We start from the raw sequence: 12,746 nt of genomic DNA on the forward strand, positions 1-12,746 counted from the left end.
ACCTCTACTCGGGCTCAGACGCCCGTCTAGAGGTGCTTGCCGATCGCGGAGAACGTGGGCCGGATAGGGTGCGCCTAGGAGCGCGCGGCTGCCGACAGTGCGTCGTCGTAGTGCCCGGCCAGCAGGGCGGCCACCGAGTCGATCGAGAAGTCCCGTTCGATCAGCTCGCGGCCGTTGTCACCCATGCGACGCGCCAGGGCCTCATCGCTCAGGAGGGACTCCAGCGCCAACGTGAGACTCTCCTGGCTGTCGTCAACCACGATGCCGGCCTCGGCAGCCCGCACGAACGGCGCCAACCCGCAGGTGTCGGTGATGATGACCGGGAGGCCCACCGAGAGCGCCTCGAGCACGGACATCGGGAACGGCTCATCGACCGACGGTAAGACATAGACGCTGGCGGAGCGCATCCGCTCCAGGGTCGCTTCGGGGGGAAGCGCACCGCTCCAGACGATGCGGTCGGCGTGGCCGGACTCGTTGATTCGGTCCTGGACTGCGCGGCCCTCGCCCTCATCGGGTCCGATCAGGGTGAACTCCACATCGCGGGAGCGATGGGCGATCTGCACGGCCGCTTCAACGAAAAACTGAGGGCGCTTGCGTTTCTGCAGGCGGGCGAGGAAAAGCGCCTCGCGGCGACCCGAGGAGCCGGGGGTCGGTGGGTGCGAGAGCGGAACACCGTTCGGAATCCGGCTGATCACCAGGTTGGGGCCGCCGACCTTCTGCAGGTCAGACTCTTCCCTGGGCGTCAACGAGAGGATTCGACGGGCGTCACGCAAGACCGGCCGAGTCAGTGCAGCGTCAAGCGGCACTGCCAGTGGGTTGCCGCTTTCATCAATCATGCCGTGGCATTGCACCAGGTACGGCGCCTGGGCGCGCCTCACCATGGCGGCAGCCGGCAGGGTCACGAGGTCCCGAGCCAGGTGGATGTGCCACATGTCGAACCGCCGAACCTCCCGGTGAACCGCCCGAAGCAAGCCGGGGGAAGACATGCCGGCGAAACCGGCACGCGGAATGGCCTGGACGGTCCTGAAGAGACGCACAGGCACACCGTCTATGTCGGTCGGTGGAATCTGAAATCCGCGGGTCCCGGCGAATATCGTCACCTCGTGGCCCAGCGCGATCAGCGCCTTCGCTTGGTTGACGGCGACTCGTACGGGGCCGCCGTAGGCACCTTCCGGCGTGACGACGGTGACGACTTGGGCTATGCGCACGGGTTCCTCATCGGGGCAGTGGTTGTCATGGAGCGGTGTCTCAGCTGAAGCGGGTGCCGAGGGGACCCGGCTTGTCAGTGCTGCCCCAGATGGTGTTTTCCGGAACGATGCCCTGCACGGTCGTGCCCGGCTGGATGAGGGCCGAGGGGCCGACGTCACTGCCGCCGAGCACAATGCACCGCGACGTCACCCAGGCACCGTCTCCGATACTGATCGGGCGGGTGATCAGCGCCATGTCTCGCCGGTGGGCGTGGCTTCCTGTCGTGAGAAATGTCTCCTGGGAGAGGATGACGTCACTGCCGATGAAGATGCGATCCTGGTTGTGGAACCACACGCCTTCGCCGATCCAGGAGCGGTCGCCGATGTGCAGTTTCCATGGAAACTTGACCCGGGTGCGGGGCCGGAAGATGACGCCGTCGCCGATCTCCGCGCCGAAGAGGCGCAGGGCGCGGATCCGCAGCGATGAACTGATTTGCCAGGGGTTGGTGACCAGCAGGAGCTCGACGATCGCCCACAGGTAGACCTGCGCTTTCGGTCTGTCCCACGCCGCCTTCTCGCCTGGCGCGTCAGCCAAGTTGATCACCCGCGCACTACCCGACTGGTTCGTTTCCTTGAGCCCCACGATGTCCTCCGCACAATTGCCCACCCCCCATTGTGTCGCCTCTGTACCCCGTCCGGGGTGCACGTGGCGTCGTCGCGCCCGCTTTTAACCTGACCGAAACCCGCAATTTACCCTCCCGACCTCCCCGCATTGGGTGGGGGGGCGCTGTCGTGGTTAGGCTGGGATCCCACACTGCGACTGTCACCTGAATGGGTGTGACCCGTTTGGGCGCCGCGGTGCGAGACATCGATCCACCTGGGGGATTTTCGTGAAAACTATTAAGCTTGGGCTCGCGCAGTTCGCGGCGCGTTGTCCCGCGAATGCGGAAGCAGCTCCACTGTGACCCGTGTCGATATCCCGCAGCCCACGGTCGATGCGGCCGAGAGCCATGCGCTCAGGGTGTTGGTGATCGGGCTGAACTACACCCCGGAGACCACCGGCATCTCGCCGTACACCAGCGCCCTTGCACGTGGCCTGGCGCAACGCGGCATTGCGGTGAGCGCGCTCACCGCCCACCCGCACTACCCGGAGTGGAAGATCCACGACGGGTACGGCGGCTGGACCAGCACGGAAGTCATCGACGCGGTGCCGGTCACCCGGTTGAAGCACTATGTGCCGGCCAGCCCCGGCGGGGTGAACCGGCTCGTGTCCGAGCTTTCCTTCGGCCTGCGCCTGCTCTTCGCGCGGTGGGGCCGGCCCGATGTGGTCGTCATGGTCTCGCCGGCGCTGTTCTCCACGGCGATCGGCATGCTGCGCGCCCGGCTGAGCCCAAACCGGCCCCTGGTCAACGTGTGGGTGCAGGACATCTACAGCCTCGGGATCACCGAGACCGGCATGGGAAATGGCCCTGTTGCGAAGTTCATCACCTGGGTGGAGAAGACGACCCTGAAGGCCGCCGCCGGGGTCGTTGTGATCCATGACAGGTTCGGCGAGCACCTCAGTCGTCGTCTCGGCGTCGACCCTGGGAACATCGAAATTGTCCGCAACTGGACCCACCTTGACCCGGGCGCGCCCACGGATGTCGCCGCCACCAGGGCCAGGCACGGCTGGGCCGATGACGAGACCATCGTGTTGCATGCCGGCAACATGGGGGTCAAGCAGGGTCTTGAGAACGTCGTGCATGCCGCCCGGCTCGCCGACGAACAGAACAGCCCGGTGCGCTTTGTGCTGCTGGGCAACGGGAGCCAGCGTGATGAGCTCCAGGAGCTTGGCGCGACGATCGTCCGGCTGCAGTTCATCGGGTCGCTCGACGACGCCGGCTTCCAGGACGCGCTCTCGGCCGCGGACGTGCTTCTCGTGAATGAGAAGCCCGGGGTGTCGGAGATGGCGGTACCCAGCAAGCTCACCTCATACTTCAACGCAGCCCGCCCGGTCATCGGGGCAACCGACCCGGACGGGCTCACCGCTAGCGAGATCGAAGCCGCGGAAGGGGGCCGGATAGTGGCTGCCGGAGACCCCCAGGCGCTCCTGGAGGCCGCACTCGCGCTAGGGTCCGACCTGGATCTGGCCCGACACCTGGGCGCGAACGGGTTCCGTTACCGCACACAGGTGCTCGGTGAGGCTGCGGCCATCGACCGGTTCGCGAGTTGGCTTCGCACCCTCACGGCGCGTAGCGGCACCCGTAGATGACGTTCCCGGGTACCCCCCGTTTGCGTCACGGCACCCGAATCCATATGCTCGGCCTTGTAGTGAAACAGCCCGGCATCGACGACGGACGTCATGTCCGATCGCTGTTGCCCGACACCCCTGGGGGATCAAATGACTAAGCGCGCGCTCATTACCGGAATCACCGGTCAGGACGGTTCCTATCTGGCGGAGCTGCTACTCGCCAAAGGGTACGAGGTGCATGGTCTGATCCGTCGCGCATCGACGTTCAACACGTCACGGATCGATCATCTCTACGTGGATCCGCACGACCCGACGGCCAAACTTTTCCTGCACTACGGTGACCTGTCCGACGGCTCGCGTCTGGTGACCCTGTTGGCCGAGATTCAGCCGGACGAGGTCTACAACCTGGCGGCCCAGTCGCACGTGCGGGTGTCGTTCGATGAGCCGGAACACACCGGTGACACGACCGGGATGGGCACCATCCGTCTGCTCGAAGCCGTCCGGATGGCGGGTATTCACCCGCGGTTCTACCAGGCGTCCAGTTCGGAAATGTTCGGTGCCACGCCGCCGCCGCAGAACGAGGACACCCCGTTCTACCCGCGGTCCCCCTACGGTGCGGCGAAGGTGTACTCGTACTGGGTGACCAAGAACTACCGGGAGGCGTACGACATGTTCGCCGTGAACGGGATCCTGTTCAACCACGAGTCCCCGCGCCGTGGTGAAACGTTCGTGACGCGCAAGATCACCCGGGCCGTCGCTGCGATCAAGGCCGGCACCCAGGACCACGTGTACCTGGGCAACCTGGACTCGATCCGGGACTGGGGTTACGCCGCCGAGTATGTCGAGGGCATGTGGCGGATGTTGCAGGCCGACGAACCGGACGACTTCGTCCTCGCCACCGGCGGCAACTTCACCGTGCGGGACTTCGTGGAAACCTCCTTCAGCCACGCCGGCCTGAACTGGGAAGATCACGTCAAGTTCGACGAACGTTACCTGCGCCCGACCGAGGTCGACGCTCTGGTCGGCGACGCGTCCAAGGCTCAGGACAAGCTCGGCTGGAAGGCCGAAGTGGATACCGCCGAGCTGGCCCGGATCATGGTCGACGCCGACATCGCCGCGCTGTCGCACTCGGGTCGGCCGTGGATCGATGAGGTCAAGCTGACCAGCTGGGGCACCAAGGCGCCTCAAGTGGGAAGTGAAGTAGCGTGAGCGGCGCCGCGACGGACACCCGCGACCAGGTCGACTTCACCCCGGCCGCGCTGGACCGGGATGCCCGGTTCTATGTGGCCGGGCACCGCGGTCTGGTCGGTTCCGCGATCTGGCGGCGACTGGAGGCGGAGGGCTTCACCGACCTCGTCGGGCGTGGCTCGGCCGAGCTGGACTTGAAGGACCGTGACGCGGTGTTCGCGTTCTTCGCCGAGACCACTCCTCGGTATGTGGTGTTGGCGGCGGCGAAGGTCGGCGGGATCCTGGCCAACAGCACCTACCCAGTGGACTTCCTCAGCGACAACCTCCGCATCCAGGTCAACGTGCTCGACGCCGCCCTCAAGTACGGTGTGGAACGCCTCCTGTTTCTGGGGTCGTCCTGCATTTACCCGCGCTTGGCGCCGCAGCCGATCCGGGAAGACACCCTCCTCACCGGGCACCTCGAGCCCACCAACGACGCGTACGCCATCGCGAAGATCGCCGGGATCCTGCAGATCCAGGCGATCCGCAGGCAGTATGGACTGCCGTGGATCTCGGCGATGCCCACGAACCTCTACGGGCCCGGCGATAACTTCTCGCCCACGGGTTCGCACGTGTTGCCGGCGCTGATCCGCCGCTACGACGGAGCCGCCCAATCCGGTGCGACCAGTGTCACGAACTGGGGCACCGGTACGCCGCGGCGGGAGTTCCTGCACGTGGACGACATGGCTGAGGCGTGCCTGCACCTGCTGGAGCACTACGACGGGCCCGAACAGGTCAACGTGGGTACCGGCAGTGACGTCACAATCCGCGAGATCGCCGAGACGATCGCCCGTGTGGTCGGTTTCACCGGCACCACGGAGTGGGACACCGACAAGCCAGATGGCACCCCGCAGAAGCTGCTGGATGTGAGCAAACTCGCCCACGCAGGCTGGACGGCCAAGATCGGCCTCGAAGACGGCATCCGCTCCACCGTGCGGTGGTACCGCGACCGCGCCACCACCCTGCGGGAGTAGCCGCTCACCGCCGAAAGGCGGATTGGCCGGGAAGATTCCAGTCATTCGTTGAGGTGCAATTGACACCCACAGTTCACAGAAATGAAACACGCCAACTGGATATCCGCTGATAATTTCCTCTAGTGTTGGTTTATGCCCCCCATTCGGGGAGGGGGCCGCTTCGATCGAAGCATCGCCAGTGTCGGCACATTCATCGCACAGCAACAGGGGGTACAACCATGTTCAAGCCGTCCTTAGTGGCAGCCGCTCTCGCGGTTCTCGTCGTCTTCGCGTTACCGGCCCCGGCCAACGCCACCGGCTACGTGCCTGACGACAACATCAGCGTCGCGGGTGACATCACGCCTGATGCCACCGTCAGGGTCAGCTTCACCGACGGGTCCTTCACCCCTGATGAAGAGGTGTCCTTCACTCTCTCCGGCGAAACCGCGCTGGATGCCACTCTCGCGACCATCAAGTCGGTCGTGAACTCGCCGAGCATGGTCAAGACGGGCACCGACACGGGCTCCGTCGCTCTGGACGTCACCCTGCCGAAAGATGCCTCAGGGACCTATACCATCACCGCAACCGGTCTCACCTCTGGAACCACTGGCACGTCGAGCCTCACCGTCTCACACACTGACGCCGCTGCGAGCGCCGGCGCAAGCATCCGCGCGACCAGCGGCGGGCTCACCGGCAGCGGCTACAACGGGCCCGTGCTCGTCATCTGGGGTGCAGTCGGCACGATGCTCCTCGGTGTGGCGTTGGTCGTCGTGCTCGGCGTCGTTCGCCGCCAGCGCGCAACCGTATAGCGCACAGCCCGAGCGACCGGACAGGCCGTGAGCTCACCCGGTACTGTTCGCCGCCAACTCGAAAACCAATCGTCGCCGACACGGCAGCCCAGGGGCTGCCGTTAGGCTTGTCCTATGGGGAATGAAGAATGAAAATATCAGTCATCGGCTGTGGCTACCTCGGCGCCGTCCACGCATCAGCTATGGCTGAGCTGGGCCATGAGGTTGTTGGCATCGACGTCGACGCGGCCAAGATCGCGGCGCTGTCCGCCGGCAGAACTCCGTTCTTCGAGCCCGGCCTGCCCGAGGTGCTGACCTCCGCCATAGCATCGGGCCGGTTGCGCTTCAGTACCGACATCGCGGATGCGGCAGGCGCCTCTGTGCACTTCGTGGCCGTCGGTACCCCGCAGAAGAAGGGCAGCAACGCCGCCGATCTCAGCTACGTGGACGCGGCGGTTGAGGCGCTGCTGCCGCACTTGCACGCGGGTGACCTTATCGTGGGAAAGAGCACCGTGCCTGTGGGCACTGCAGCACGGCTCGCCGCGGTCGTCGCGGCCTCCGGATCTGGCGCGACCCTGGCCTGGAACCCCGAGTTCCTCCGCGAAGGGTTCGCTGTGCAAGACACCATCGCCCCGGACCGGCTCGTTTACGGCGTTCCCGCTGGGGAAGCCGGAGAGCGCGCTGTCGCTCAGCTCAATGAGGTCTACGTGTCGGCAATGGCCACCAAGACCCCGCTGGTCGTCACCGACTATGCCACAGCCGAGCTGGTCAAGGTCGCCGCGAACGCGTTCCTGGCCACCAAGATCAGCTTCATCAACGCCATGGCCGAGATCGCCGAAGTATCCGGCGCCGACGTCACCCAGCTCGCCGACGCGATCGGCTATGACTCACGCATCGGCCGCCGGTTCCTCAACGCCGGAGTCGGCTTCGGCGGCGGTTGCCTCCCCAAGGACATTCGGGCGTTCACTGCCCGGGCCGAAGAGCTCGGCCGCGGCGAATCCGTGGCCTTCCTCAAGGAGGTCGATGCCATCAACCTGCGCCGCCGGCAGCGAGTTGTGGACCTGGCCGTTGCAGCGCTGAACCGTCCTGTGTACAAGGCCAAGGTCGCCGTGCTCGGGCTCAGCTTCAAGCCGCACTCCGACGACGTGCGCGACTCCCCGGCCCTCGATGTGGCCGTGCAGCTGCGCGGCCTCGGCGCGGACGTCGTCGCCACCGACCCGCAGGCGATCGAGAACTCGCGCGCCCGGCACCCGCAGCTCAGCTACTCGAGCGAGATCGAAGAGACCCTGCGTGGCGCGGCCGCAGTGGTGCTCGTCACCGAGTGGCCGGAATTCAAGGCCATCGACCCGGTCTGGGCCGCCACACTGGTGGAGACTCGGACGATCATCGATGGTCGCAACACCCTGAACGCAGCCGAGTGGCGTGCAGCCGGCTGGACCTACTACGGATTGGGCCGACCCTAATGGCCATGTCGCGCCCCCGCTTGGTCGCTTTCGACCTCGATGACACCCTGGCACCCTCGAAGTCACCGATGAACCCGCAAATGGCCGCACTGCTGGTGCGCCTGCTCGATGTGGCCCAGGTGTGCGTTATCTCCGGTGGACAGTTCTCCCAGTTCACCATGCAGGTCATCGACAAGCTCACCGATGTCGACGCCGCAGCGCTGACCCGCCTGCATTTGATGCCTACCTGCGGTACCCAGTACTACCGCCACCAGAACGACGGCTGGGAGCAGATCTACGCGGAAAACCTCACAGACGACCAGAAACACCGTGCGCTGACCGCTGCGGAAAAGACCGCGCGGGCGCTCGGGTACTGGGAAAGCGACACCTGGGGCCCGATCCTTGAAGACCGCGGATCGCAGATCACCTTCTCAGCCCTCGGCCAGGCAGCCCCTGTGGCGGCCAAGACCCAGTGGGATGCTGACGGCACCAAGAAGACGGCTCTGCGCGAGGCCGTGCAGGCCCTGCTGCCCGACCTCGAGGTACGCTCAGGGGGCTCCACCTCGGTGGACATCACTCGCCGCGGCATCGACAAGGCGTACGGCATGAACCGCCTCGCCGATCTCACCGGAATCCCGTTGGCCGACATGCTTTTCGTCGGAGACCGTCTCGACGAGAACGGCAACGACTATCCGGTCAAGGCCATGGGCGTCGACTGCGTCGCCGTGGAGGACTGGGAGGACACCGTCGCCTTTCTCGACAAGCTCATTCCGACGTTGGAGACCGTTTCCCCGTAGCTTCGGACGGTGGCGGCGGGGCATCGTCTGAGCTGGCTGAAAGAAGATGATCGTCGATACGCGCGTACATCGCGGTGAGCGGCTGGTCGATCTCGCGTTGGAACCAGCGGCGCAGCTTGGAACGGGTAGCCGGCATGGGCACATCCTCTTCGGGGAGCATGTTTGCCACGCCGGCGGGTCCGGCGTGTGATCGCGGCCGGGTCAGGGATGCGAACGTTGGCCACCATACCCCGGCCAGGGCCCGGGGGCGATGCCCCGGCGGCCGTGACGATCTGCTCGACGGGTCTGGTTCTTTTCGGGCTCCGAACCGGGGCATCCCCCGTGGTGAGCGGTGACCGGTGCTGGCAGGCGTGGAGAGGGCGGTGCGGCGCACCCCCGGGTGGGGGCTCCTTACTGGCCGGCGAGACCATCCTGGATGCGCTGGGCCTGGTCGGGGCAGTCCTTGGCGGCCGACTGCTCGAGCACGTTGTGCGCGAGTTCTAGACGGGACTCCTCGGAGAGCCCTTCGGTGGCATAGCCGGAAAGCAGCTGATCGACGGCGGCATTGAGATCCAGGTCGGGACGCTCGGCCAGATTCGTGCAGACCAGCTGGCTGTACAGGCTCACCACGGTGGTGGTCTGCTTGGCGACCTCTTCGGGTTCGCTGAGCGCGCTTGGCGTTGGCGTTGGCGTGGCAGTCGTGGTTGCAACGGGTGTTCGGCCAGTTGTCGGCGCGGCCGAGGGAGTGCCGGCGACGGTGCAACCGGTGAGCAGGATGACGACGCAGAGAAGGATGGTGGAAGCTAGTGTGCGCATTGGCTGAGCCTAGTCAGCCCGGCTGGGAGCCGCGAATCGAGTGGGCACCGGGGGCAGGAGTGACCCCCCTTCGGGTGTCGGCACAATGGGGGACACTATCCGGGCCTGAACCGGCGGTCTATGGTGTGCGCACCGCAACTCCACCGGTCCGCAGGAGGCAACCCGATGCCCGAAGTGCAGAACGCGCCAACGCGCCGTCAGGCTCCGCCTGCTCCCGGCCGCCGGGCCTGGCGGATCGTCTTCGACGTGTTCAGCGTGTTCGCGGTGGTGGTGCTCGGGGGGGCCGCGGTCACGGTGTGGAACCTCTCTCAAAGCTTCGAGGCGGTGGAGAAGATCCCCGAGGCGTTCCCGGCCGATGAGTCGGTGCGGCCGCCGGTGGCGACCGGCGCGGCGGCCTCCGCGTTGAACTTTCTGCTGCTGGGCTCCGACAGTCGGGGCGCCAGCACCGGGTCGATCGCCAACCTCAGCGGGCAACGCTCCGACACCATCGTGATCGTGCACGTGCCGGCCGACCGCCAGACGCTGTCGGTGATGTCGATTCCCCGGGACAGCTGGTTGGAGGTGCCCGGCTTCGGTGAGGCGAAGATCAACGCGGCGCTGTCGTTCGGCGGGGTACCGCTAGCGGTGCAGACGGTGGAGGGGCTGCTGGGCTCGCGCATCGATCATGTGGCGGTGGTGGACTTCGCCGGGTTCGCCGCGCTGACAAATGCGCTCGGCGGCGTAGACATCGACAACCCCATCGCCTTCGATTCGTACCACCTGGCGGGGCACACGTTCCCGCAGGGGACGCAGCACCTCGACGGCACCGAGGCGCTGGCCTTCGCCCGGGAGCGCTACGCGTTCACCGACGGGGACTTCCAGCGGGTGCGCAACCAGCAGCTGCTGATCCGCGCGCTGCTCAGCGGCCTGATGCAGAAGTCGGTGCTGGCGAGCCCGGCCACGATGGGCGGGGTGGTGGAGGCGGTCAGCCCGAACCTGGCGATCGACGAGGAGCTCTCGGCCACCGACCTGGTGAGCCTGGGCGTGGAACTGCGTGAGGTGCGGGAGGGCGACGTGAGCTTCTTCACCATCCCCACAGCGGGCACCGGGACCTCCGCCGACGGGCAGTCGATCGTGAACCTCGATTGGGCGGCGCTGCCGGCTCTGCAGGAGGCTTACCGCTCCGATACCGTGGCGGCGCTGGTGAGGCCGCTGCAGGCCGCTGGGTGAGCGTCAGTTCAGCTGACTGGGACGGCCGGGGGAGCGGGCGGTGACGGTGGCGAGCAGGGCCAAGGCCAGCAGGGCGCCGAGGGCCGCGCCGGCGCTGTTGGCGAGAACGTCGATACTGGTGGCATAGCGGGCCGGCAGGAAGACCAATTGGCCGAGCTCGATGAGGCTGCTGGCGGTGAAACCGGCCAGGATCGCCAGCCACCAGCGCGCCGAGCCCAGCAGAACCACGCCCAGCAGCCCCACGGGTAGGAACAGGGCGAAGTTCGCGGTGAATTCGACCAGGGTGTAATTCAGCCAGTGAGGCACGCCGTGAGCGTGGAGGCGGGCCAGCACCGTCACGATGGTGCCGTGCGCGCCGCGGTCCACCGGGGTGGGCCAGAACGCGATCAGCGTGAGCGTGAGCAGGTACGTGGCGGCCAGCCAGCGGGCCGCCGTGCGCAGAGTGGCGTGGCGGCGTTGTGCCAGAGCGTTCACGTGACCTCCCACGGGCAGCGGGCAACGGCCTCCGGCAGGGTGCATCGCGGGAGGACATCACCGTCAACGGACCAAGCTCCAAGCGTAACGAGCCCCGGCTGGGAGCAACAGGTGCGCGCTCAGCGCCCGCCGGGACCCTCGACGCGCTTGGGCAGCAGGAACACCAGCAGCAGGGCCACCACGCTCAGTGCGGCGCTGACCGCCATGGCCAGGGTGGCGCTGTCGGTGAAGCCGGTGGCAACGGCATCCGGGCCGGGGCCGGCCACCACCAGGGTGCCGAAGAAGACGCTGCCCACCACGGCGATACCCGCGGCGCTGCCCACCCGCTGCATCACGCCGACAACACCGCTGGCCGCCCCGGCCTCGGTAGAGTCGACGGTGGCGACGATGAACGACACGTTCGGGGCGATGAAGCAGCCGCTCCCGAGGCCCGCGATGAATAGCGGCGGCAGCAGGATCCAGTTCGTGAGGTTGGCCGGCTCGGTGACGAGCAGCACCAGCCAGATCCAGACCAGGCCGATGGTGACCAGGCCCACACCGGCGACGAGCACGGTGCGACCCAGGTGCTGGGTGAGCCGGTTGCTCTGCGACGATGCGACGATCGAGCCGATCGCGAACGGGATGGACACCAGGCCGGACTCCAGCGCGGTGTGGCCGAGGCCCGCCTGCCAGAGGATCGAGATGGTAAAGAAGATGCTGGTGAAGGCCGCGAAGTACACCAGGGCCAGAATCACACCGCCGGTGAACGCAGGGTGCGAGAACAGGTGCGGCGGCACGAGCGGGCTCTGCCCGCGCTTGCTCACTCGCACCTCCCAGGCGCCGAACGCCACGATGAGCAGGGCGCCGGCGGCGAGCACCAGGTAAGTCCAGAGCGGCCAGCCGCGGTCCTGGCCTTCGATCAGCGGCACCAGCAACGCCACCAGGCCGGCCGACACGAGCAGCAGACCCACCCAGTCGATGCGGGATGCCTGCGCGCCCGTGGTGGCCTTGGTGCCGGTGCCTGAGGGCAGCAGTACCGCCGCGGCGATGAGGGCGGCCACGCCGATCGGCAGGTTCACCCAGAACACCAAGCGCCAGCCGTTCTCCACGCCGAAGGCCTCGATGATCAGGCCGCCCACGATGGGGCCGAGTGCCGTGGATACGCCGATGACCGACCCCATGATGGCGAACGCCTTGCCGCGGAAACGCGGCGGGAACATCAGTTGGATGACGGCGGTCACGGCCGGGACGAAGATGCCGCCGGCCAGGCCCTGCAGCACCCGGGCCACGATGAGCTGGAGTTGGTTCTGCGCCAGGCCGCAGGCCAGGCTCGCTACGGTGAAGAGCGCCAGCCCGGTGAAGAACACCCACTTGTGACCGATCCGGTCGCCGATGCGACCGGCCGGGATGAGCGCGAGGCCGAACGCGAGGGCGTAGCCGGAGATGATCCACGACAGCGTCGCCTCCGAGGCGTTCAGGCTGGTCTGGATGCTCGGCAACGCGACGTTCACGATCGTGGTGTCCAGCAGCGCCATGAACATCCCCGCGAGCAGCACGATGAGGGCCTGCCAGGCTCGGCGGGTGACCACCGGGGCCGAGGCGGTGCTGGGGGAGTCAGTCATGGCGGGCCTTTCCGGGCGCAAAGGAACAGAAAAACCCCCACTC

The 12,746-nt window shown here is 66.8% G+C and carries 12 protein-coding genes; 7 read left to right on the plus strand and 5 right to left on the minus strand.

Annotated elements, in window-relative coordinates; translation table 11 throughout:
- Positions 1-74 precede the first annotated feature (74 nt).
- Both BJQ95_RS02100 and BJQ95_RS02105 read right to left on the minus strand, forming a co-directional pair.
- A complete protein-coding gene (locus BJQ95_RS02100; RefSeq protein ID WP_130176336.1) occupies positions 75-1,208 on the minus strand; it encodes a glycosyltransferase in 1,134 nt (377 codons plus the stop codon).
- Positions 1,209-1,248: 40 nt separating this feature from the next.
- Positions 1,249-1,854 (minus strand): acetyltransferase, encoded by a 606-nt coding sequence (locus BJQ95_RS02105; protein WP_370688363.1) that lies wholly within the window; start codon positions 1,852-1,854, stop codon positions 1,249-1,251.
- Positions 1,855-2,148: 294 nt separating this feature from the next.
- On the opposite strand from BJQ95_RS02105, the gene BJQ95_RS02110 reads away from it, so the two are divergent.
- The 6 genes from BJQ95_RS02110 (at position 2,149) to BJQ95_RS02135 (ending at position 8,624) form a co-directional block, all read left to right on the plus strand.
- On the plus strand, positions 2,149-3,438 hold the full coding sequence (locus tag BJQ95_RS02110; RefSeq protein ID WP_240694587.1) for a glycosyltransferase family 4 protein: 1,290 nt from the start codon (positions 2,149-2,151) through the stop codon (positions 3,436-3,438).
- 129 nt (positions 3,439-3,567) lie between these two features.
- Positions 3,568-4,626 carry a GDP-mannose 4,6-dehydratase gene (gene gmd, locus BJQ95_RS02115; protein ID WP_130176335.1) on the plus strand — a complete coding sequence of 353 codons (1,059 nt, stop codon included), beginning with the start codon at positions 3,568-3,570 and terminating at the stop codon, positions 4,624-4,626.
- The gene (locus BJQ95_RS02120; protein WP_130176334.1) at positions 4,623-5,618 is read left to right on the plus strand and encodes a GDP-L-fucose synthase; all 996 of its coding nucleotides are present in this window, start codon (positions 4,623-4,625) and stop codon (positions 5,616-5,618) included. Before gmd ends, BJQ95_RS02120 begins: the two co-directional genes overlap by 4 nt.
- Positions 5,619-5,836: 218 nt before the next feature.
- Entirely contained in the window at positions 5,837-6,406 is a 570-nt protein-coding gene (locus tag BJQ95_RS02125) for a hypothetical protein (RefSeq protein ID WP_130176333.1), read from the plus strand.
- 128 nt (positions 6,407-6,534) lie between these two features.
- Positions 6,535-7,848 (plus strand): UDP-glucose/GDP-mannose dehydrogenase family protein, encoded by a 1,314-nt coding sequence (locus BJQ95_RS02130; RefSeq protein ID WP_130176332.1) that lies wholly within the window; start codon positions 6,535-6,537, stop codon positions 7,846-7,848.
- Between the two features lie 5 nt (positions 7,849-7,853).
- Entirely contained in the window at positions 7,854-8,624 is a 771-nt protein-coding gene (locus BJQ95_RS02135; protein WP_130176331.1) for an HAD-IIB family hydrolase, read from the plus strand.
- A gap of 390 nt (positions 8,625-9,014) precedes the next feature.
- Here BJQ95_RS02135 and BJQ95_RS02140 read toward each other — a convergent pair whose 3' ends face one another.
- Entirely contained in the window at positions 9,015-9,419 is a 405-nt protein-coding gene (locus BJQ95_RS02140; RefSeq protein ID WP_130176330.1) for a hypothetical protein, read from the minus strand.
- 165 nt (positions 9,420-9,584) lie between these two features.
- Between BJQ95_RS02140 and BJQ95_RS02145 the strand changes: the two genes are divergently transcribed.
- Positions 9,585-10,628: an LCP family protein gene (locus tag BJQ95_RS02145; RefSeq protein ID WP_165384848.1), complete on the plus strand. Its 1,044-nt coding sequence runs from the start codon at positions 9,585-9,587 to the stop codon at positions 10,626-10,628.
- A 3-nt stretch (positions 10,629-10,631) separates the two neighbouring features.
- On the opposite strand, the gene BJQ95_RS02150 is transcribed toward BJQ95_RS02145, so the two are convergent.
- Together BJQ95_RS02150 and BJQ95_RS02155 are read right to left on the minus strand one after the other, a co-directional pair.
- Positions 10,632-11,102, minus strand: coding sequence for a VanZ family protein (locus BJQ95_RS02150; protein WP_165384847.1), 471 nt, complete (start codon positions 11,100-11,102; stop codon positions 10,632-10,634).
- 119 nt (positions 11,103-11,221) lie between these two features.
- Positions 11,222-12,703 (minus strand): MFS transporter, encoded by a 1,482-nt coding sequence (locus BJQ95_RS02155; RefSeq protein ID WP_130176327.1) that lies wholly within the window; start codon positions 12,701-12,703, stop codon positions 11,222-11,224.
- Positions 12,704-12,746 lie beyond the last annotated feature (43 nt).

Origin of the sequence: Cryobacterium sp. SO1, from assembly GCF_004210215.2 — a bacterium.
Lineage (GTDB): Bacteria > Actinomycetota > Actinomycetes > Actinomycetales > Microbacteriaceae > Cryobacterium.

Coding starts and splice junctions, on each gene's coding strand:
- BJQ95_RS02140 (WP_130176330.1), bottom strand. CDS start 9,419: ATGCGCACACTAGCTTCCACCATCCTTCTCTGCGTCGTCATCCTGCTC.
- BJQ95_RS02130 (WP_130176332.1), top strand. CDS start 6,535: ATGAAAATATCAGTCATCGGCTGTGGCTACCTCGGCGCCGTCCACGCA.
- BJQ95_RS02145 (WP_165384848.1), top strand. CDS start 9,585: ATGCCCGAAGTGCAGAACGCGCCAACGCGCCGTCAGGCTCCGCCTGCT.
- BJQ95_RS02135 (WP_130176331.1), top strand. CDS start 7,854: ATGTCGCGCCCCCGCTTGGTCGCTTTCGACCTCGATGACACCCTGGCA.
- gmd (WP_130176335.1), top strand. CDS start 3,568: ATGACTAAGCGCGCGCTCATTACCGGAATCACCGGTCAGGACGGTTCC.
- BJQ95_RS02155 (WP_130176327.1), bottom strand. CDS start 12,703: ATGACTGACTCCCCCAGCACCGCCTCGGCCCCGGTGGTCACCCGCCGA.
- BJQ95_RS02125 (WP_130176333.1), top strand. CDS start 5,837: ATGTTCAAGCCGTCCTTAGTGGCAGCCGCTCTCGCGGTTCTCGTCGTC.